The sequence below is a fragment of the Mesorhizobium sp. B2-1-1 genome, assembly GCF_006442975.2.
In the GTDB taxonomy this organism is placed as follows: domain Bacteria; phylum Pseudomonadota; class Alphaproteobacteria; order Rhizobiales; family Rhizobiaceae; genus Mesorhizobium.
This window is the reverse complement of record NZ_CP083954.1, coordinates 3,683,180-3,702,618: the sequence shown is the minus strand read 5'-3', so window position 1 is coordinate 3,702,618 and position 19,439 is coordinate 3,683,180. Positions and strand designations below refer to the sequence as shown.

At 62.2% G+C, this 19,439-nt stretch carries 20 protein-coding genes; 10 read left to right on the top strand and 10 right to left on the bottom strand.

The genetic code is table 11. From position 1 onward, the window contains the following. Window positions 1-7 precede the first annotated feature (7 nt). The 3 genes from FJ972_RS18115 (at window position 8) to FJ972_RS18105 (ending at window position 2,031) form a co-directional block, all read left to right on the top strand. Window positions 8-706, top strand: a complete 699-nt coding sequence (locus FJ972_RS18115; protein ID WP_140525192.1) for a DUF2161 domain-containing phosphodiesterase — start codon at window positions 8-10, stop codon at window positions 704-706. 45 nt (window positions 707-751) lie between these two features. After that, complete coding sequence (locus FJ972_RS18110; RefSeq protein WP_140498595.1) at window positions 752-1,159, top strand: DUF930 domain-containing protein; 408 nt, start codon at window positions 752-754, stop codon at window positions 1,157-1,159. Window positions 1,160-1,344: 185 nt separating this feature from the next. Further along, window positions 1,345-2,031: a TerC family protein gene (locus tag FJ972_RS18105; protein ID WP_140498596.1), complete on the top strand. Its 687-nt coding sequence runs from the start codon at window positions 1,345-1,347 to the stop codon at window positions 2,029-2,031. A 29-nt stretch (window positions 2,032-2,060) separates the two neighbouring features. Here the strand turns inward: FJ972_RS18105 and FJ972_RS18100 are convergent, their stop codons facing one another. Beyond that, entirely contained in the window at window positions 2,061-2,486 is a 426-nt protein-coding gene (locus FJ972_RS18100; protein WP_140498597.1) for a hypothetical protein, read from the bottom strand. Between the two features lie 311 nt (window positions 2,487-2,797). On the opposite strand from FJ972_RS18100, the gene rimO reads away from it, so the two are divergent. Together rimO and FJ972_RS18090 are read left to right on the top strand one after the other, a co-directional pair. Then, the gene (gene rimO / locus FJ972_RS18095) at window positions 2,798-4,111 is read left to right on the top strand and encodes a 30S ribosomal protein S12 methylthiotransferase RimO (RefSeq protein ID WP_140498598.1); all 1,314 of its coding nucleotides are present in this window, start codon (window positions 2,798-2,800) and stop codon (window positions 4,109-4,111) included. Between the two features lie 99 nt (window positions 4,112-4,210). After that, window positions 4,211-5,317 (top strand): acyltransferase family protein, encoded by a 1,107-nt coding sequence (locus tag FJ972_RS18090; RefSeq protein WP_140525193.1) that lies wholly within the window; start codon window positions 4,211-4,213, stop codon window positions 5,315-5,317. Between the two features lie 45 nt (window positions 5,318-5,362). Here the strand turns inward: FJ972_RS18090 and FJ972_RS18085 are convergent, their stop codons facing one another. From FJ972_RS18085 to FJ972_RS18050, 8 genes are all read right to left on the bottom strand, one after another. Next, window positions 5,363-6,430, bottom strand: a complete 1,068-nt coding sequence (locus FJ972_RS18085; protein ID WP_140498600.1) for a BMP family ABC transporter substrate-binding protein — start codon at window positions 6,428-6,430, stop codon at window positions 5,363-5,365. Window positions 6,431-6,481: 51 nt separating this feature from the next. Beyond that, a complete protein-coding gene (locus FJ972_RS18080; protein ID WP_140498601.1) occupies window positions 6,482-7,402 on the bottom strand; it encodes an ABC transporter permease in 921 nt (306 codons plus the stop codon). Further along, window positions 7,402-8,532: an ABC transporter permease gene (locus tag FJ972_RS18075; RefSeq protein WP_140525194.1), complete on the bottom strand. Its 1,131-nt coding sequence runs from the start codon at window positions 8,530-8,532 to the stop codon at window positions 7,402-7,404. Before FJ972_RS18075 ends, FJ972_RS18080 begins: the two co-directional genes overlap by 1 nt. Beyond that, window positions 8,529-10,106, bottom strand: coding sequence for an ABC transporter ATP-binding protein (locus FJ972_RS18070; RefSeq protein WP_181173477.1), 1,578 nt, complete (start codon window positions 10,104-10,106; stop codon window positions 8,529-8,531). Before FJ972_RS18070 ends, FJ972_RS18075 begins: the two co-directional genes overlap by 4 nt. Before the next feature lie 215 nt (window positions 10,107-10,321). Then, a complete protein-coding gene (locus FJ972_RS18065) occupies window positions 10,322-11,299 on the bottom strand; it encodes a quinone oxidoreductase family protein (protein WP_140498604.1) in 978 nt (325 codons plus the stop codon). Between the two features lie 27 nt (window positions 11,300-11,326). Further along, a complete protein-coding gene (pcsA, locus tag FJ972_RS18060) occupies window positions 11,327-12,145 on the bottom strand; it encodes a phosphatidylcholine synthase (RefSeq protein WP_140498605.1) in 819 nt (272 codons plus the stop codon). Next, entirely contained in the window at window positions 12,142-12,756 is a 615-nt protein-coding gene (locus tag FJ972_RS18055) for a DUF1326 domain-containing protein (RefSeq protein WP_140498606.1), read from the bottom strand. Before FJ972_RS18055 ends, pcsA begins: the two co-directional genes overlap by 4 nt. Before the next feature lie 14 nt (window positions 12,757-12,770). Beyond that, the gene (locus FJ972_RS18050; protein ID WP_181173476.1) at window positions 12,771-13,667 is read right to left on the bottom strand and encodes a DUF2182 domain-containing protein; all 897 of its coding nucleotides are present in this window, start codon (window positions 13,665-13,667) and stop codon (window positions 12,771-12,773) included. 112 nt (window positions 13,668-13,779) lie between these two features. Here FJ972_RS18050 and FJ972_RS18045 point away from each other — a divergent pair, with 112 nt between their 5' ends. Beyond that, the gene (locus FJ972_RS18045) at window positions 13,780-14,994 is read left to right on the top strand and encodes a UbiH/UbiF family hydroxylase (RefSeq protein ID WP_140525196.1); all 1,215 of its coding nucleotides are present in this window, start codon (window positions 13,780-13,782) and stop codon (window positions 14,992-14,994) included. A gap of 159 nt (window positions 14,995-15,153) precedes the next feature. Next, window positions 15,154-15,477 carry a heat shock protein HspQ gene (gene hspQ / locus FJ972_RS18040; RefSeq protein ID WP_181173475.1) on the top strand — a complete coding sequence of 108 codons (324 nt, stop codon included), beginning with the start codon at window positions 15,154-15,156 and terminating at the stop codon, window positions 15,475-15,477. Between the two features lie 92 nt (window positions 15,478-15,569). Here the strand turns inward: hspQ and FJ972_RS18035 are convergent, their stop codons facing one another. Further along, on the bottom strand, window positions 15,570-16,199 hold the full coding sequence (locus FJ972_RS18035) for an invasion associated locus B family protein (protein WP_140498608.1): 630 nt from the start codon (window positions 16,197-16,199) through the stop codon (window positions 15,570-15,572). A gap of 225 nt (window positions 16,200-16,424) precedes the next feature. Between FJ972_RS18035 and FJ972_RS18030 the strand changes: the two genes are divergently transcribed. From FJ972_RS18030 to FJ972_RS18020, 3 genes are all read left to right on the top strand, one after another. Further along, window positions 16,425-18,245 carry an extracellular solute-binding protein gene (locus tag FJ972_RS18030; RefSeq protein WP_140515397.1) on the top strand — a complete coding sequence of 607 codons (1,821 nt, stop codon included), beginning with the start codon at window positions 16,425-16,427 and terminating at the stop codon, window positions 18,243-18,245. A gap of 61 nt (window positions 18,246-18,306) precedes the next feature. Continuing rightward, on the top strand, window positions 18,307-18,987 hold the full coding sequence (locus FJ972_RS18025; RefSeq protein WP_140498610.1) for a DsbA family oxidoreductase: 681 nt from the start codon (window positions 18,307-18,309) through the stop codon (window positions 18,985-18,987). Then, entirely contained in the window at window positions 18,962-19,231 is a 270-nt protein-coding gene (locus FJ972_RS18020; RefSeq protein WP_140498611.1) for a hypothetical protein, read from the top strand. The genes FJ972_RS18025 and FJ972_RS18020 overlap by 26 nt, the downstream gene beginning before the upstream one ends. Window positions 19,232-19,439: the final 208 nt, after the last annotated feature.

Sequence of the window (19,439 nt, the reverse complement as noted above, 5' to 3'; positions counted from 1 at the left end):
TGGGCCTATGAACGAAACCTCACTCTACGCGCCGGTGAAGCGGTTTCTCGAAAGCCTGGATTTTGCCGTGAAGGGCGAGATCGGCGGCTGCGACATTGTCGCGCTGCGTGAGGGGGAGCCGCCCGTCGTCGTCATTTGCGAGTTGAAGCTGGCGTTCAATCTCGAACTGGTGCTGCAAGGCGTCGACCGCGCGACCGCCTGCGACGAGGTGTGGCTGGCCGCGCGCATGTCGGCCAGGGGCAAGGGACGCGAGAGCGACGCCCGGTTCCGCAATCTTTGCCGCCGGCTTGGCTTCGGCCTGCTCGGCGTGACGGCGAGCGACCGGGTCGAGGTGCTCCTGAGTCCGGTCACCGTCGCGCCGCGCAAGAACCCACGGCGCCGCTCGCGGCTGGTCGACGAGCACCGCCGGCGCCGCGGCGATCCTGTCGCGGGCGGGGGATCGCGCAATCCCATCATGACAGCGTACCGCCAAAGCGCCCTCGCCTGCGCCGCGGCATTGGCCGACGGGCCCAAGCGCCCGCGCGATCTCAAGGCGCTGACGCCGCTTGCGCCGAAAATCCTGCTGCACAATGTCTATGGCTGGTTCGCGCGCGTCGACCGCGGCGTATACGATCTGACCGACGCCGGCCGTGCCTCGCTGATGCGTTGGCCGCAGCCATCGCACGATGAATCCCGACACGGGATTTTGAACGCGCCGAGTGCCTGAGCGCGGGACAACGCCCAGCCCTTTGGTTGATTTTTCAGACAAAATATGCTGCTTGTCCCGCCCATGAAGACACTCTGCACGACGGTCATGGCGTTCTTGACCCTGGCTTTTCCGGCCAACGCCATGGACAGCGCCTTGCGCGCAGGCCTCCTGAAACTCGACCCGCAAACCCGCCTCGAACAGCGCTGCGACGCTGAAGTTCTCGACCGGATCACCCATGACGACCGCAAGTACAAGGCGGATCGGGTGGTCGCTTACGCCTTTGCCACGCCGGTCATGAGCGACGACGCCATTAAGAGCCCAGGAGCCGCCTTCCGCAGCAAGGGGCAATGGTACCGGCTGAAATTCAAGTGCGAGACGGCGCCGGACCATATGGAGGTTTTACAGCTCCGCTACCGCATCGGCGACGAGATTCCAGAGACCGACTGGGCAAAATACAATCTCTACGATTAGGTTTTTCACTGCCGTTTCGACTCGCTCGGCCGCGATTGTCGAATCCCCTCAATGGCGCCGCTGCAACGAAAGCGGTTTTGCGGCGTTGCCCGAAGCGATGTCTTGACGGCAAGGAACCATGCCTTTAGGGCGGGCTGGGCGATCGACAACGAACACTCGGCGAACAGGCAAGGGCTTCCAGGTCGATGGAAATATTTACTGCCGCAGGCTTATCGGCCCTTTTTCAGGTAATCGCGATCGATCTTGCGCTGGCTGGGGACAACGCCATCGTCATCGGCCTTGCGGCGGCCGGCTTGCCGGCCAGTCAGCGCAAACGGGCCATTCTGGTCGGCATCATCGCGGCCACCGTCCTTCGCATTTTCTTCGCCCTGATCACGCAATGGCTGCTGACAATTGGCCCCATGCTCCTCATCGCCGGCGGCCTGCTGCTGCTTTGGGTATGCTGGAAGATGTGGCGGGAGCTGGGTGTCAGCCACGAGCAGGAGCGCGACGCGACCGAAGCGCTGTCGAATGGCGATTTCGACAAGGATGGGACCATCGCCGGCAAGTCGCCGCGCAAGACCTTCTCGCAGGCCGCGTGGCAGATCGTCATTGCCGACGTCTCGATGTCGCTCGACAATGTCCTGGCCGTCGCGGGTGCGGCCATGAACCATCCGACGGTGCTGATCATCGGCCTCGCTCTGTCGATTGCGCTGATGGGCTTCGCCGCGTCCTTCGTCGCGCGCCTGCTGCACAAATACCGCTGGATCGCCTATATCGGCCTGCTGATCATCCTTTACGTCGCCGTGAAGATGCTTCTCGACGGCGCCGTGCAGCAGTTTCCCGACCAATTCGCTTTCCTGGCGCCGTGGTTCGGGTCGAGCGGCCACTGAGCTGGAGCCCTTGCGCCCGCCGATGTTGGTCAGTTTGAAATTGCAGCATAGTGGTTCATTCTAATTGGAATTGAACCGGTGCCCATCGGCGCGAAGAAGCACGTCCACCTATATCGCTGGTAAGGATCAAACTTCATATGGGGAATGATCGTTCGATAAAACGTCATTAGACGCTCGCAGATGTGGTATCGATCATCGGGCGCAGCCTGGACACGTTCTCTCGGGATAAACCACTCTGCTTCTTGTGGCTCATTCAAGTAGGTAGGGTGCAGCCTGACAAAATAGCCGTCTTTGGTCATCCTGACATCGTTGGAATCGATGGGGCGGCAATCCTTGTTTCCGCAGCAGTCATAGTGAAGAACGGGATCGGTCTTGCCCGTATACCAACCGTGTGCGTCCGCATCGCCGGGCAGCACAAGCCACGCCAATGCAATATGTCCTAGCAACTGTTTCATGGGACTAGCCCCTCACCATTCTGCCTATAGCATATTAGTGAGTCCTAATCATAGCGCTGAAAGTCGCGTTGACTGGCTGCCATTACCCGGCAATTCGCTTTAAGAGCCGCGAACCAACGGCTTTCGGCTTCTTCGCTTCGATCTGCACAACGAGATCGCCGATGTCGCAGAGCTTGCCTGTTTGCCTGTTCGGGCGAGCCGTGCTATTGCGCCGCCCGAATTGAGCTCCCGCCAGAGCCGTGCAAACCGTTATATGTCGAGACTTCGAGCCGGATCAGCGTTTCCGGTTCATGTCCATTGGAACCTTGCCCATGTCCGCCCCGCGCGTCAGCTTCGTCAGTCTCGGATGCCCCAAAGCCCTGGTGGATTCCGAACGCATCATCACGCGCCTGCGCGCCGAGGGCTATGAGATCGCGCGCAAGCATGACGGTGCCGATCTCGTCGTGGTCAACACCTGCGGCTTCCTCGATTCCGCCCGTGATGAATCGCTCAACGCCATTGGTTCGGCGCTTTCGGAGAACGGCAGGGTCATCGTCACCGGCTGCCTGGGCGCCGAGCCCGATGTCATTCGCGAGAAGCATCCCAACGTTCTCGCCATCACCGGTCCGCAGGCCTATGAGAGCGTCATGGCGGCCGTGCACGAGGCTGCGCCGCCGAGCCATGATCCCTATATCGATCTGCTGCCGCCTCAAGGCGTCAAGCTCACGCCGCGCCACTATGCCTATCTCAAGATTTCGGAAGGCTGCAACAATCGCTGCACCTTCTGCATCATCCCGGCGCTGCGCGGCGACCTTGTCTCGCGGCCGGCGGCCGATGTGCTGCGTGAAGCCGAGAAACTGGCCAAGGCCGGCGTCAAGGAACTCCTCGTCATCTCGCAGGACACCAGCGCCTACGGCATCGACATCAAATACCAGGCCAGCATGTTCGGTGATCGTGAAGTGCGGGCGAAATTCCTCGATCTATCCGAGGAACTGGGCAAGCTCGGCATCTGGGTGCGCATGCACTATGTCTACCCCTACCCGCACGTGGCCGACGTCATCCCGCTGATGGCCGAGGGAAAAATCCTTCCCTACCTCGACATCCCCTTCCAGCATGCGTCGCCGCAGGTGTTGAAGAACATGCGCCGACCGGCACATGGCGAAAAGACGCTCGAGCGCATTCGCGGCTGGCGCGATGTGTGTCCCGACCTCGCCATCCGCTCGACCTTCATCGTCGGCTTTCCCGGCGAGACCGACGAGGATTTCGAGATGCTGCTCGACTGGCTGGACGAAGCGAAGATCGATCGCGCCGGCTGCTTCAAATATGAACCTGTACGGGGCGCGCGCTCCAACGAACTCGGCCTTGAGCAGGTGCCGCAGGAAATCAAGGAGGCGCGCTGGCACCGCTTCATGCAGCGCCAGCAGAAGATCTCGGCGACGCAATTGGCCAAGAAGGTCGGCAAGCGCCTGCCGGTGCTGATCGACGAAGCGCATGGCACATCGGCCAAGGGCCGCACCAAATACGATGCGCCTGAGATCGATGGCTCCGTCCATATCCAGTCGCGCCGCCCGCTGCGCGCCGGCGACATTGTCACCGTCAAGGTCGATCGCGCCGACGCCTATGATCTCTACGGTTCGGCCGTCTGAGGACCACGATTTACCACATTTCGCGATAGTTCCGGCCATTTACCCTGTTTGGCCGCCGCCTGCCTTATGGTTTCCGGACCGTAAACGCAGGAACTCAGGATGGACCCCAGACCTGTCCGCCAGGATTATATCGCGACGCTCGACCTGTTGAGGCTGGCGGCGGCGCTGGCCGTTGTGCTGTTTCACTATTTCTTCCGCGGCGCGGCTGCCGACGGCTTTCTCACGACGGGCTATCCTCATGCCGCTCCACTCGCTCTGTACGGCTATCTCGGCGTCAATCTTTTCTTTCTGATCAGCGGTTTCGTCATCGCATGGTCGGCGGAAGGCGGCGGCTGGGAAGAATTCGCCGTCGCGCGTTTCGCGCGTCTATATCCGGGCTTTCTGCTCTGCATGACGATAAGCTTCGCGGTTATCGCCTTTTCCGGCACGCCGCTGCTCCCAGCCTCCTTCAGCCAGTATCTCGCCAATCTCACTATGTTCGCGCCGGCCGTCGGCCAACCTTTCATGGACGGCGTCTACTGGTCGGTCGTGCTTGAAGTGGTTTTCTACGGCTGGGTGACGCTGGCCCTGATTGCCGGCGTTTTCCAGCGATGGAAATTGGGGCTGATCCTCGGCTGGCTGGCGATCTCGGCGGTCAATGAACTCTTGCTCGGCAGCGGCGCGGCGCGGCTTCTGTTTCTCACCGAGTTCGGGCCGTTCTTCGCCGCCGGCATGCTGGTCCATCATCTCCACGCGCATGGTCGCTCAGTGCCGGTCTTGCTGCTGCTGGCCGCCGCCTTCGTGCTCTCCAGCTATACGCTGTCTGTCACGCAACAGTGGATGATCGGGCACTACGGCATTGCGGTCTCGTCCGCCCATCTCGTGGCCGCCAACGTGGTGATGCACGCGGCGCTGATCGGCGCTGTCCTGCTGCGCGACCGGATCAGGCCGTCGCCGCTCACGCTGGCTCTGGGCGGGCTGACTTACCCGCTTTATCTCCTTCACCAGAATGCCGGCTATCTCTTCATCAACGCCGTGTCGCCGTTGGCGGGAAAATGGATTGCAGCGTGGACCGGCGTGGCGCTCATGGTTTTGGTGTCGTGGACGATCTGGCGCTATTTCGAGCGGCCGGTGCAGCGTTGGCTCAGGATCCGGCTCAGCCTCGTGGTGGACGCCGGCCTGGTGCGGTTTCGCCATGTCCCGGCGGTAGCGCAAGCCGCCGAATGAAAAGGGCGCCTCGCGGCGCCCTTCCCTGACGAACGTACGTAGAGCTTATTGCGGCAGCTTGTCGTCGACGCCCTTAACGTAGAAATTCATGCCGAGCAGCGTGCCGTCATCGGCGACCTCGCCGTCCTTCAGCCATGGCGAGCCGTCCTGCTTGGCGATCGGTCCGGTGAAGGGATTCCAGCCGCCGGCAATTTTCTTTTCGGTCGCCTCGGCCATTGCCTTCACGTCGTCGGGCATATTGGTGTAAGGCGCAAGCTTCACCGCGCCGTCCTTGATGCCGAGCCAGACATTGTCGGGCTTCCACGTGCCGTCGATCGCTGCCTGAACCCGGCTGATGTAATAAGGTCCCCATTCGTCGGTCAGCGAGGTCAACTGCGCGTTCGGCGCGAACTTGATCATGTCGGAGGACTGGCCGAAGCCGTGCAGCTTGCGCTCCTCGGCCACCTGCAGGGCCGCGGTCGAATCCGTGTGCTGGACGATGATATCGGCTCCCTGGTCGAACAGGGCCTTGGCCGCATCGGCTTCCTTGCCCGGATCGAACCAGGAATTCACCCAGACGATCTTGGCCTTGAAATTCGGATTGATCGACTGCGCGCCGAGCATGAAGGAGTTGATGCCCATCACCACTTCCGGGATCGGGAAGGAGACGATGTAGCCGGCGACGCCGGACTTCGATTCCTTGGCCGCGATCTGACCGAGCACATAGCGGCCTTCATAGAAGCGCGCATTGTAGATGCCGAGATTGTCCGCCGTCTTGTAGCCGGTGGCGTGCTCGAACATCACCTTGGGGAACTTCTTGGCGACCTTCACTTCTGCATCCATGAAGCCGAAGGACGTGCCGAAGATGATCTTGCAGCCCTCGCGCGCCAAGCGCTCGAAAGCGCGGTCGGCATCGGGGCCTTCGGAGACGTTTTCCAGATAGGCGGTCTCGACCTTGTCGCCGAGCGCCTTTTCGACTTCGAGGCGGCCTTGGTCGTGCTGGTAGGAATAGCCGAAGTCGCCGATCGGGCCGGTATAGACCCAGCATGCCTTCAGCTTGTCGGCGGCCTCCGCGGACGCGACCAGCGAAAATGCCGCTGTCGTCGTCATCAGGGCAATAAGCAGTTTTTTCATCGTGTTACCTCTCTGAGTTAAGCCTTGGAGCTTCCCGTTTTGTTATTGTTGTCAACGATCCGGAACGAATGGCTGCCCCAAGGAAGCCGGTGTGTTCATCATCGTCAGACGCTTGTTGCGCGAGATTAGAACGAGAACCACGACCGTCGCCAGATAGGGCAACGAAGAAAGCAGTTGCGAAGGCACCGGAATGCCAAAAGCCTGTGCATGAAGCTGGCCGATCCACACCGCGCCGAAGATATAGGCGCCCGCCAGCACCCGCCACGGCCGCCAGGACGCGAACACCACCAACGCAAGCGCGATCCAGCCGCGGCCCGCGCTCATGTTCTCGACCCATTGCGGGGTGTAGACCAGCGAGAGATGGCCGCCGGCAAGACCGGCGCAGGCGCCGCCGAAGATCACCGAGAGATAGCGGTAGCGGATGACCCTGATGCCGAGCGCATGCGCCGAGGCGTGGCTGTCGCCGATCGAGCGCAGCGTCAGCCCGGTGCGCGTCCGGAACAGGAACCACATCACCGCCGCCGTCAGCGCTATCGAGATGTAGAACAGCGGATCCTGGCCGAACAGCAGTCTGCCCACCACCGGGATGGAGCTGAGCCCGGGAATATCGAGATTGGGCAACCTGACGCCGGGCTGGCCGACGAAACTGGTTCCCATCATGCCGGAGAGGCCGAGGCCGAGCAGTGTCAGCGACAGGCCGGTCGCCACCTGGTTGGTGGCCAGCGACAGCGTCATGACGGCAAACAGCAGCGAGAACAGCGCGCCCATGGCGATGGCCGCCAAGAGCCCGATCCAGGGCGAGCCGGTCAGATAGCCTGCGCCGAAACCGCCGACGGCGCCCATGATCATCATGCCTTCGACGCCAAGGTTGAGCACGCCGGAGCGTTCGACCACCAGTTCCCCGATCGCCGCAATGAGCAGCGGCGTCGCCGCCGTGGCGATGGTCAGGAGGATGTTGACGGTGATGTCCATCAGCGGGCTTCCTTCAACTTTGGCGCGGCCTCGAGCTTCGCGGCACTCTCCGATTTGGTCAGCGCCAGACCGATCAACCGGATGCGGTAATGGATGAGCGTGTCGCAGCCGAGCACGAAGAACAGCAGCATGCCCTGGAACACGCGCGCCACCTTGTCGGAGATGCCGAGCGCGCTTTGCACCGCCTCGCCGCCGAGATAGGTCAGGGCCAGCACCAGGCCCGCCGCGACGATGCCGAGCGGATTGAGCCGGCCAAGGAACGCCACGATGATGGCGGTGAAGCCGTAGCCGGGCGAAATGACGGGCTGAAGTTGCCCGATGGCGCCGGAAACTTCCGATATCCCGGCAAGCCCGGCCAGGGCGCCCGACAACAGGAAGGCGAAGAAGACCATGCGGTTGAGGCCGAAGCCGGCGAAGCGCCCTGCCCTCGGGCTGGAGCCGAGCACGCGAACCTCGAAACCCTTGAGCATGCGGCTCATCATCAGCCACACCAGCACCGCCGCGACCAGCGCGAACACGAAGCCCCAATTGGCGCGGCCGGCATCCGGCATCAGTTCCGGCAGGATGGCGGAATCGCCGAACTGGATGGTCTGCGGGAAGCCATGGCCCTGCGGGTCGCGCCAGGGTCCGCGCACCAGCCAGTCGAGGAAGAGCTGTGCCACATAGACCAGCATCAGGCTGGTCAGGATCTCGTTGGTGCTGAAGCGGGTTTTCAGAAATGCGGGGATAGCCGCGTAGGCGGCACCGCCGACCATGCCCAGCAGAAGCATCAGCGGCAGCACCAATGGGCCCTCGAACCCAGGAAACAGCACCGGAACGGCCGAGCCGAAGATGGCGCCGAAGATGAACTGACCTTCGGCGCCGATGTTCCAGATGTTGGCCTTGTAGCAGACCGACAGGCCGACCGCGACCAGGATCAGCGGCGCCGCCTTGATCGCCAGCTCGTGCAACTGCCAGACCTGGCTGACCGGCTCGATGAAATAGATGTTGAACGCGCTGAACGGATTGACCCCGAGCAGCGCGAACATGATGCCGCCCGCGATGATCGTCAGCGCGAAGGCGATGAATGGCGACAGCGTGGAAAACAGCGCCGAGCGCTGCGGCCGTTTGACGAGTTCGAGGCGCATCATGCCGTCTCCAGCGTGTGTTCGGCGTGGCCTGGTTCGGCGCCGCCCATCAGCAGGCCGATTTTTTCGAAGGTCGCCTCGGCGATCGCCAGCGGCCTGGACAGTTCGCCATTGTGCATCACCGCGATCGCATCCGATATCTCGAACAGCTCGTCGAGATCCTGGCTGATGACCAACACCGCCGATCCGCTGCGGGACAGTTCGATGAGTGCCTGGCGGATATGGGCGGCTGCGCCTGCATCGACACCCCATGTCGGCTGGTTGACCACCATGACGTCAGGCCTGCGGTCGAGTTCGCGGCCGACGATGAATTTCTGCAGATTGCCGCCGGACAGGGCTGCCGCCTCCGGATCGGGCGCGCTCTTGCGCACGTCCATCGCCTCGATGATGCGCTGGGCGGCGGCGTAGACGGTGCCGTTCTTGACCATTCCGCCCGTGCCCACAAAGGTCTTGCCATCGGTGGCATGGCGCGACAGGAGCAGGTTTTCCGAAAGCCGCATGCGCGGGGCGGCACCATGGCCGAGGCGCTCCTCCGGCACGAAGGCTGCACCCAGCAGCCGGCGCCCGGTAATGCTAAGGCTGCCTGCATCCTTGCCGCGAATGCGCACCGAGGCGGCATCCGGCTGCAGGACTTCGCCGGAAACGGATTCGAAGAACTCGCCCTGGCCATTGCCGGCGACGCCGGCGATTCCGATCACCTCGCCGGCGCGGACGGTGAGGTTTATGTTCTTGAGCGGGATCGAAAACGGCGTCGCCGGCTTGCGGCTGAGGCCGCGGATTTCGAGCAGGGACTGCGCTGTTTCGATGCCCGCGACCGGCGCCCGCACCACAGCCTGTACTTCGTTGCCGACCATCATGCGGGCCAAGGACGAGGCTGTTTCCTCGCGCGGATTGCAGTGGCCGACCACCTTGCCGTGCCGCAGCACGGTGGCGCGGTCGCAGATGCGTTTGACCTCCTCCAGCCGGTGCGAGATGTACAGGATCGATTTGCCTTCCGAGCGCAGACGTTCGAGCGTCTCGAACAGCTTGTCGGCCTCCTGCGGCGTCAGCACCGAAGTCGGCTCGTCGAGGATGATGAGCTGCGGCGTCTGCAGCAGGCAGCGGATGATCTCGATGCGCTGGCGCTCGCCCACCGACAGGTCGCCGACCAGCGATTCCGGATCGAGCGGCAGGCCATAGCTGTAGGAAAGCGCCCTCGCCTTGGCCGCGATGCTGCTGATCGGCGAACCGTCATCCAGGGAAAGCGCGATGTTCTCGGCCGCCGTCAGTGCCTCGAACAGCGAGAAGTGCTGGAATACCATGCCGATGCCGAGCTTTTTCGCGACGCCCGGGCTGGTAATTCGGACGGCCTGGCCATTCCAGAAGATCTCGCCGGAATTGGGTTCCAGCGAGCCGAACAGCATCTTGACCAACGTCGACTTGCCGGCGCCGTTCTCGCCGAGCAGCGCGTGGATCTCACCCTTGGCGATGTCGAGGTCGACATGATCGCACGCCGTCAGCGTGCCGAAAATCTTGGTAAGGCCGCGAACCTCAAGCAGATTCGCTCCGTTATGATTTGCACTCACAGTGCCTCCCATCCGGGTTCCCGGATATGTTCTGTGTTCCCGCAAGCATCGTATGCGCGGCCAGCTCCCATGCGAAAGCAGCACTCGACTTGAAAGAGCTTCAAGAATTTCAGCGGAAACTCAAGGGCAAAGATCAGTCTTCTTCGCGCAACCACGCGGCGGGCCGGCTTTTCGTGCAAACCTTGCCCGCACCTGTGTGAGAGAGCTGAAAACCAGGGCAGTATCCGTCAGGGAACCAGTATGGTCGTGCCTGTCGTGCGGCGCCCTTCAAGATCCGCGTGCGCCTTGCCCGCATCCTTGAGTGCATAACGCTGGTTGATCTTGATCTCGACGGCGCCGCTGAGCACGACCTCGAACAAGGCCGCGGCCGAGGCGTCCAGATCCTCGCGTTTTGCATTGTAGACGAACAACGTCGGCCTTGTGGCGAACAAGGATCCTTTCTGCGCCAGCAGCGACATCGAGAATGGCGGGATCGGTCCCGACGACTGGCCGAAGCTGACGAACATGCCGAGCGGCTTCAGGCAGTCGAGCGAGGCCGGGAATGTGTCATTGCCGACGGAATCGTAGACGACATCGCATTTTTTGCCGCCGGTGATGGCCGCGACGCCGGCAACGAAATCCTGCTCCTTGTAGTTGATGACATGGTCGAAGCCGTGTGCCTTGGCGAGTTCGATCTTGTCGTTCGAACTTGCCGTGCCGATAACGGTCGCGCCCAGATGCTTCGCCCATTGGCCGAGAATGAGCCCCACGCCGCCGGCTGCCGCATGGAACAGGATGGTGTCGCCTGCCTTGACCTTGAAGGTCCGGCGCAAGAGATATTCGGCGGTCATGCCTTTCAGCATCATTGCTGCCGCCTGCTCGTCGCTGATGCCGTCCGGCACCTTGACGACCTTGCTGGCATCGATGACGCGCTCCTGCGCATAGGCGCCTGTGGTGACGGCATAGGCGATCCGGTCGCCGGGCTTCAGCCAGTCAACGCCCTCGCCCACAGTCAGGACCAAACCGGCGGCCTCGCTGCCGGGAATAAGCGGAAACCCGCCGGGCGGCGGATAGAGACCGGAGCGATGATAGACGTCGATGAAATTGAGGCCGATTGCCGTGTGCCTGACCAGGATCTGCCCTGATCCCGGTTGGCCGGGATCGGTGTCCTCATAGGTCAGGACTTCCGGACCGCCATGGGCGTGGATGCGGACTGCTTTGGGCATGGTGGGCTTCCTTGAGAAATTTGCCGATCAGGCTTTTTTGGCACCGAGATTTGGAAAGAACTGCATGATGCCGCCGATACAGGCGAGATAGAGCCCGGTAACGGTAATGCCAATCTTTATGAAGGTGCTGACCTGCGCGCCCAGCACGCCGATCTGGTCATAGAAGGCGGCGAGTGCCGCTTGCGCAAGCGCAAGCGCGCCGAAAGCGCACCACAAAAGAGTCATTGCGAGATTGATGCGCCGCAGCCGCACCACCCTAACCGGATGGATGAAGTTGATCGGAACGAATGTCAGGATGCCCGCCACCACGACCACCGCGAACGAGACCCATTGTCCCGGCTCGATGACGAAGAGCGTGAACACCACCATGTTCCAGACAACGGGGAATCCCTTGAAGAAATTCTCCTTCGTCTTCATGCCGGTGTCTGCATAGTAGATCGCGCTGGACACCACGATGATGGCCGCCGACAGGAACGACAGGCCCTCGCCCATGAAGCCGCGCTGATAGAGCGCGAAGGCCGGGATCAGAACATAGGTGACATAGTCGATGATGTTGTCGAGGAGCTCGCCCGACCATGTTGGCAGGATTTCCTTGACCTCGAGCTTGCGCGCGATCGGCCCGTCTATGCCGTCGACGAACAGCGCCAGCCCCAGCCACCAGAACATGGCCGTCCAGCGCTCCTCGCTCGCCGCCACCAGCGACAGGAAGGCCAGGAACGAACCCGAGGCGGTCAGGAGATGCACCGAAAAAGCGCGCGCCTGCGGCCAGGTGACTTTCTTCTTCGGCCGCGGAATCCGGTCGGCGATTTTCTTGGCGGCTTTCCTGGCCGTTGTGTTCTTGCTCACGGGCCCTGCCAGTCCAGCTTGCAGATTTCGGCTGAACGGCCGCCGAAATTCCAGTTGCGACCAAAGGCTCGCATCTTGCTCTTGTCGGACTTGGCCACGATGATCTCCGGCGCGATCCAATATTCCGAATTGCTGATCACCGTGTCCTTGTCGCGGTCCTTGCCGACAATTGGCGTGACCGCCCCATCGATGATCTTCGGTATCTGGAAGATACGCGTCTTGTCGCGTGTCTCATAGGTAATCGGCACTTGTTCGACACCGAGGAATTTGCCGACGAGGATCGAAAGCAGCGACGTCGTCCCGCCCGCCTTGCCGGTGAAGATCTTCGTCAACGCCTTGACCGCATAGATCGAGGCTCTGACGTCGATGAACAGGCCGGCGGTCCAGTTGCCGCGGCTCATATAGCCGGGGATTTCCATGATCAGCCCGAGATTAAGCCCTGACAGGTCGACCTCTCCGAAATGACCGGCATCGATACGGAAACCCGCCCAGGTCTGGCAATAGCCTTCGGTCGGAGGATGGCTGCCCAGCGACAGCACGCAAGGGCAAAAAACCGTGCAATTGCAGGAGAGTACGAGCTCCCCCTTCATTGCCCAGCTCGGATCCGTCATCGAGTTTCCCCCACTCATAGCGAGACTACTAGCAGCGCGGCTGCCCAGACAAGCAGTATCGCACCGGCCAGCCGGGTTGGAAGCCTGCCCGCGGCTTGTTTTTCGATCAGGGTGAACAGGCCGATCAGCGCCATCCAGAAGACGTTCATCACGCCCACGGCGAACATCACCAGCATCAGTGCCCAGCAACAGCCAAGGCACCAGATGCCTTGCGCGACGCCGAGCCGGAAAATGGCTGCAGGCCGCGCGCTCCAGTTGGCAAACAGGATCGCGAAGGGGTTCCTGCATTTCTTCAGGCAGGCCTCCTTCAGGCCACTGAACTGGTAGAGGCCGGCGACCAGCAAGGCGACAGCGCCGGCAATGCCCAGAACCGGATCGAACATCTGGCCTGACGAGGCGAACGCATCGATGGCGAGCGTCAGCGCCGCAAACCCAGCCGACGCGGCCAGCCATGTCGAGAGATAGCCGGCGACCAGCACCAGCGGATGGACGACCGGCTCATGCCTGATCCTGGCCGTGTCGGCGATCTCGCAATAGGTTCGGATCATCGGCGCCGCCGAGGGCAGCATCGTCGCGATCGCCATCAGGAACCACATTGCCGTCAACGCACCGGCGCGCGGGCCGATATCTCCGTCCAAGGGCGCGGCCGAGAGGCACAGCGCGAAGAACCGGGCCAGGGAATCGGGCAACGGCAGCTGCGGCAGGGTTTTCAACAAGGCGTCGCCGGGCGCGCCGACACCCGCGGCGCGTCCCTCCGCGGCGCGGATCGCCATTGTGGCCAGGGACAGCCAGGCAAGCAGGATGCCGGCGCCGACAACGAGGTTCACCGTCAAACGCGGGTTGCGTGCGATATCGGCCGTCGCACGGCCTGCGCTGTCGAGATGGCTGAAGTCGTCCTGGCGGCCGGTCATGACCTTCGAATGGGCCGAATCGCCCCGTTGATCAAGCCGTATGACCTGACCTATATGCTCATCGAGTGGCGGGGCGCGTGCGCTGCCCCGCATCGCAAGCCGGAAGCCGATCTTGGAGCATCAGAAAACAACACGGATACTCATCGCCGGCACGGGGCCGGCAGGGCTGATCGCCGCGCTCGGTTTCGCCAATGCCGGCTTTCCGGTGACGCTCGTCGGGCCGGAGGCATCCGCTCCCGATGGCCGCACGACGGCACTGATGAACCCTGCCTTGAAGGTGCTTGAGCGGCTGGGCGTCCTCGCCGACATCAAGCCGCAGGCCGCGCCCCTCAAGGTGATGCGCATCGTCGACGCGACCAACCGATTGATCCGCAGTCCGGTCGTCACCTTCCGCGCCAGCGAGATCGACGAGGATCAGTTCGGGCTCAACCTGCCCAATAGCGTCCTCATTCCCGCGCTCGCCGGCAGGGTTGCCGCGCATTCCGGGATCGCGTGGCTGACATCCATGGTCGATGCCTGGCATCTCGGCGCCGATAAGGCTCGCGCGGCCCTTGCCGACGGCAGCGTGATCGAAGCATCCCTGGCGGTTGCCGCCGACGGACGCCTGTCGCCGGCGCGCCAGGCGGCGGGCATCTCGACCGCCGCCCGGACTTATCCCCAGGCAGCGCTGGTGCTCAACTTCTCCCACGGCCGCGATCATGCCTTCACCTCGACCGAACTCCATACCGAAACCGGTCCGTTCACGCAGGTTCCGCTGCCCGGCAACCGCTCGAGCCTGGTCTGGGTGGTCAAGCCGGAAACCGCCACGGAACTTGCCGCGCTGGACGATGCGACGTTGTCGCTGCGGGTCGAACAGCGGATGCAGTCCATGCTGGGCCGGGTGACGGTCGAGCCAGGCCGGCAGGTCTATCCGCTTGCAACGGCGACGCCGCTGCGTTTTGCGCGCGACCGGGTGGCGCTTGTCGGCGAAGCCGCCCACGTATTTCCGCCGATCGGCGCGCAAGGGCTCAATCTTGGCATCAGGGATATCGACGATCTTATTGGAATCGCGAATGAAAATTATGAAGACCCAGGGGCCGCGAAAGCCCTCGCCATCTATGACTTCAAGCGCCGGCCCGATATTCTGGCGCGCAGCAGCGCGGTCAATCTACTGAACATGTCGCTGCTTTCCGACCTGCTGCCGGCGCAGATGGCGCGCAGTGCCGGGCTCGGCGTGCTTGGTGGTTTTGCACCGCTTCGCGCTTTCTTCATGCGCGAAGGGCTCCGTCCCGGCAGCGGGTTTGCGGCGCTTGGCGGTGGCTTGGGAAAGCAAGCGCGCCAGCAGTGAGCTTGCGAACACATTTGCTGCCGGCAGGCATCGATGGCCGGCAACTCGCCCACAATCTTTGCTCCGTATCACACGCAGCTTGAGGACGCTCAAAGCTTCGGGATTGAATTGATTCGGAGTCTGCGCCAAATAAAGCTAAGGAATTCAGTGGTGAGTACGATGAGAACAGCCAAATTCGCGATCGGACAGGTGGTTCGCCATCGGCTGTTTCCGTTCCGGGGCATCATTTTCGATGTCGATCCGCAATTCGCCAATACGGAGGAATGGTACGAGGCGATCCCCGTCGACGTGCGCCCGCGCAAGGACCAGCCGTTCTACCATCTGCTCGCCGAGAATTCGGAAACCGAGTACATCGCCTATGTGTCCGAGCAGAATCTGCTCGAGGACCAATCGGGAGAACCGGTCCGCCACCCGCAGATCAAGGAAATGTTCGACAAAAAGCCGGACGGACGCTACGAGCCGAAACTGCAGTCCAGGCACTGATCGCCCCGGCAGTGATCACCAAGGTCAGGTGCAGAAGCAAAAAAGCGGGGCATGACCCCGCTTTTTTGTGGCTTTGAGAATGCCCGAACCGATCAGTTCGCGGTCTTCGCCTTGTCCTGCTCTTCCTTGAGCTTCTTGGCGAAGTCCTGGTTGTTCTTGGCGACGAAATCCTGGAGCTTCTTCTGCCGGTCCTCGATGTCCGACTGCTGCAGCGGCGGGCCGTCATAGGCGCCGCTGAAGCCCTGCAGCGCGACCTTGATCGGATTGGGCTGGTTCTGGAAATTGATCGAGGTCAAGGTGAGCGCCTGGCCCTTCTTGAAGGAGGCGACGAGCTGGTCGGTCAGCGGCACTTCCGCCACGCAGCGGTCGGGGAAGCAGACCACATATTCAAGCTTCTGCGTTTTGCCGGTATCGATCTGGAGGCCAATGCCGGCACCAACCAGACGACCGGTCGGAACCGTCACCTGGAAGACCTTGCGGTTCACCTTGCCTTTCAGCTCGATCAGGCTCACGCCGGTGACCAACTGGCCGTTGCCGGCGGTGGTGATGTTCTGCACGTTGCAGATGTCGACGTCTTCCTGCTTTGTGCAAGCCTTGAACCAGCCCTGCGGGATCTGTTGTTGCTGCTGTGCGGAAGCAACGGGAATTGCCGCGCCCAGAAAGCCGATCACGCCAGCGGCCATGACCGACAGGCGGTACGCATTGCTGTTCAGGCTCGTCATGTCGTGCACTTCCTCTCAAATGATCCCGGGGACCCGCTTCTTCGCGCCGTGTGGTCCAGCTACCTGTTGCCGAAATGAGGCAACAGAATGACTTCGGACGGCGTGTTACACTGCAAGCGGTGCCGAATCCAGCCCGCAATCTGCGATTCTTGGCAACGAACATTGGCGGTGCCCCATGCTAGTGTGCGCACCGAATCATCAAGCCGACCCGGTAAGGAGACGGTCATGGGCCGCGTTCTCGTTTGGCTGATCACCGCGACATCATTTTTCGCCCTTTCGCCCCTGCCGGCGGCGTCGGAACCCAGATATGCAATTGCCATGCAGGGTGAGCCGGCCCTGCCGCCCGACTATGCGCATTTCGACTACGTCAATCCCGACGCGCCGAAGGGCGGCAGCATTACCTATTGCGTCGTCGGCAGTTTCGACAATCTCAACCCCTTCATCCTGAAGAGCCTGCGCACCACGGCGCGCGGCATGATGGACACGATCTTCGGCAATCTGGTCTTCGAGCCGCTGATGCAGCGCAATGCCGACGAGGCCTTCACGCTCTATGGCTTGCTTGCCGAGTCGGCCGACATGGATTCCGAGCGCAAGAGCATCGAATTCCATCTCAACCCGAATGCCAAATGGTCGGACGGCCAGCCGGTGACGCCGGAGGACGTGCTGTTCACCTACGATGCCTATACGCAGAAAGGCCGTCCGCCCTACAGCGACCGCATGGCCAGGATTGCCAAGCTTGAGAAGACCGGCGACCACAGCGTGCGGTTCACCTTCAACGACAAGGCCGATCGCGAATTTCCGCTGATCATCGCGCTGACGCCGATCATCCCCAAGCACGCCTTCGACATCGAGACTTTCGACAGGACGACGCTGAAGCCGTTGATCGGCAGCGGCCCCTACAGGATCGCACAGGTGACGCCCGGCCAGCGCATCGTTTTCAAGCGCAACCCGGACTATTGGGGCAAGGATATTCCGGCCAAGCGCGGCTTCGACAATTACGACCAGATCACCATCGAATATTTCCTCAACGCCAATGCCAAGCTCGAGGCGTTCAAGAAAGGCCTTTGCGCCATCGACGACGACAGCGATCCGGTGAAGCGCGAACGCGATCTGGATTTTCCCGCTTTCCATAGGGGAGAGGTGGTTGCCGAAACTTTCGACACCGGTATTCCACCCGTCGTGACCGGTTTCCTGTTCAACACGAGGCTGCCGAAATTCTCGAACCCCGTGGTGCGTCAGGCGCTCGGCATGCTCTACGACTTCGAATGGGCCAACAAGAACCTGTTTGGCGGCAAATACGCGCGAACGATGAGCTACTGGCAGAATTCCGAGCTTTCGGCGCTCGGCCATCCGGCCGACGACAGGGAAAAAGCGTTGCTGGCGCCCTACCCCGGCCGCGTGCCGGCCGACGTCATGGACGGAACCTGGCGGCCGCCGGTGACCGATGGCTCGGGCCAGGACCGAAAGGTGCTGAAAGCGGCTTTCGATCTCCTGAAAAGCATCGGCTACCACCTGCAGGGCGGCACGATGCTCGACCCCGAGGGCAAGCCCTTCGGCTTCGAGATCCTGACCGCCTCGCAGGACGAGGAGCGTCTCGCCGGCATCTACCAGCGCACGCTGGAAAAGATCGGCATCGATGTCTCCATCCGCAGCCTCGACGGCGACCAGATACAGTCGCGCAAGCAGCGTTTCGATTTCGAGGTGCTGATCGGCTCGAGCGGCTTCAACAATTCGCTCTCGCCCGGCATCGAGCAGATCGGGCGTTGGTCATCCTCCGCCGCCAAGGCTGAAGGTTCGTTCAACCTCGCCGGCGTCGCCGATCCCGCGGTGGACGCTGCGATCGAGGCCATGTTGCGCGCCCGCACCAAGGAGGATTACGTCGCCGCCGTGCGCGTTCTCGACCGGTTGCTGATCTCCGGCAACTACATGGTGCCGATGCAGCACAACACGCAGCAATGGATCGCTTACTGGAATTATCTGGACCATCCGCAAAAGACGCCCATATTCGGTTACCAGTTGCCGACCTGGTGGCGAAAGCCGAACTGAGCATAGGCCCAGGAGTGGAAGCCCGGTAAGTGCACGGCGCCCGAACGTTCAGGAGATCGAGATGAGCCAAGCGAATACGATCACCATAGACGTGGTGTCCGACGTCGTGTGCCCATGGTGCTTCATCGGCCAGAAGCGGCTGGATAAGGCGGTCGCCGCCGCCGGCGAGGTGGATGTGCATATACGCTGGCGGCCGTTCCAGCTCGATCCGACCATTCCGCCGGAAGGCAAGGATCGCCGCGAGTATATGCTGGCCAAATTCGGCAGCGACGAACACATTCGCCAGATCCACGCCCGTATCGAGCCGCTCGGTGAAGCCGAAGGCATTTCCTTCGCTTTCGGCGCCATCAAGGTCGCGCCCAACACGCTTGATGCCCATCGCGTCATTCGCTGGGCCGGTGCGGCCGGCGAAGACGTGCAGAACCGGCTGGTGCGCCGCCTGTTCCAGCTGAACTTCGAAGAAGGCGCCAACATCGGCGATCACGCCGTGCTGGTCGAGGCGGCGCGCGAGACCGGAATGGACGCATCCGTTGTCGAGACGCTCTTGCCGACCGATGCCGATGTCGAGGCGGTTCGCACCGAGATCGCCACCGCGTCGCGCATGGGCATATCAGGCGTGCCATGCTTCCTGCTGGAGGGCAAATACGCGGTGATGGGCGCGCAGGACGTCGACACGCTCGCCGACGCCATCCGCCAGGTAGCCGCCGCCAAGGCGCGTGGCGAACTGGAAAAAGTCGACTGAACCCGATCTTCAACGCAGGATTTTCAAGCAGCCCTCCCCGGGCGTGAGGCAACGCCTGGCCCCGGTGGGTTCCGCGATCATCGGCTTTGCCGGCGTCGCGGCCTGCCTTGATGCCGCCGGTCCGGTCGATCGCTGGCTTGCCCAGCGTCTCAGGTCATTTCCGGACTTCCGGCGGGGACATGCCGGCGAGGAATCAGGCGTCCAGGGCGACGTGTTTTCCGGAATTTTGATTAGCCTGCAATGAAAAGCCGGCTTGCCGGGCAGCCCAAGCGGGTCACAAATTCGTGCGAACGCCTTCCCTAGGGGAAGGTAGAAACGTCGCGCTCTGATGCCGCGTAATTACCTGACATCACTAGCTTAAACCGGCTTTTCGTCGGCTTTGGCGCGACGCTCGGGAAGCCCAACCTGTTGCCCTGCAGCCACGGCATCCACCTCAATCCCGCTGCCCCCCT

Bases quoted from the DNA above. Each gene is read 5' to 3' on its own strand.
- FJ972_RS18115 (WP_140525192.1), top strand. From the start codon at position 8: ATGAACGAAACCTCACTCTACGCGCCGGTGAAGCGGTTTCTCGAAAGC.
- FJ972_RS18110 (WP_140498595.1), top strand. From the start codon at position 752: ATGCTGCTTGTCCCGCCCATGAAGACACTCTGCACGACGGTCATGGCG.
- FJ972_RS18105 (WP_140498596.1), top strand. From the start codon at position 1,345: ATGGAAATATTTACTGCCGCAGGCTTATCGGCCCTTTTTCAGGTAATC.
- FJ972_RS18100 (WP_140498597.1), bottom strand. From the start codon at position 2,486: ATGAAACAGTTGCTAGGACATATTGCATTGGCGTGGCTTGTGCTGCCC.
- rimO (WP_140498598.1), top strand. From the start codon at position 2,798: ATGTCCGCCCCGCGCGTCAGCTTCGTCAGTCTCGGATGCCCCAAAGCC.
- FJ972_RS18090 (WP_140525193.1), top strand. From the start codon at position 4,211: ATGGACCCCAGACCTGTCCGCCAGGATTATATCGCGACGCTCGACCTG.
- FJ972_RS18085 (WP_140498600.1), bottom strand. From the start codon at position 6,430: ATGAAAAAACTGCTTATTGCCCTGATGACGACGACAGCGGCATTTTCG.
- FJ972_RS18080 (WP_140498601.1), bottom strand. From the start codon at position 7,402: ATGGACATCACCGTCAACATCCTCCTGACCATCGCCACGGCGGCGACG.
- FJ972_RS18075 (WP_140525194.1), bottom strand. From the start codon at position 8,532: ATGATGCGCCTCGAACTCGTCAAACGGCCGCAGCGCTCGGCGCTGTTT.
- FJ972_RS18070 (WP_181173477.1), bottom strand. From the start codon at position 10,106: ATGGGAGGCACTGTGAGTGCAAATCATAACGGAGCGAATCTGCTTGAG.
- FJ972_RS18065 (WP_140498604.1), bottom strand. From the start codon at position 11,299: ATGCCCAAAGCAGTCCGCATCCACGCCCATGGCGGTCCGGAAGTCCTG.
- FJ972_RS18055 (WP_140498606.1), bottom strand. From the start codon at position 12,756: ATGACGGATCCGAGCTGGGCAATGAAGGGGGAGCTCGTACTCTCCTGC.
- FJ972_RS18050 (WP_181173476.1), bottom strand. From the start codon at position 13,667: ATGACCGGCCGCCAGGACGACTTCAGCCATCTCGACAGCGCAGGCCGT.
- hspQ (WP_181173475.1), top strand. From the start codon at position 15,154: ATGAGAACAGCCAAATTCGCGATCGGACAGGTGGTTCGCCATCGGCTG.
- FJ972_RS18035 (WP_140498608.1), bottom strand. From the start codon at position 16,199: ATGACGAGCCTGAACAGCAATGCGTACCGCCTGTCGGTCATGGCCGCT.
- FJ972_RS18030 (WP_140515397.1), top strand. From the start codon at position 16,425: ATGGGCCGCGTTCTCGTTTGGCTGATCACCGCGACATCATTTTTCGCC.
- FJ972_RS18025 (WP_140498610.1), top strand. From the start codon at position 18,307: ATGAGCCAAGCGAATACGATCACCATAGACGTGGTGTCCGACGTCGTG.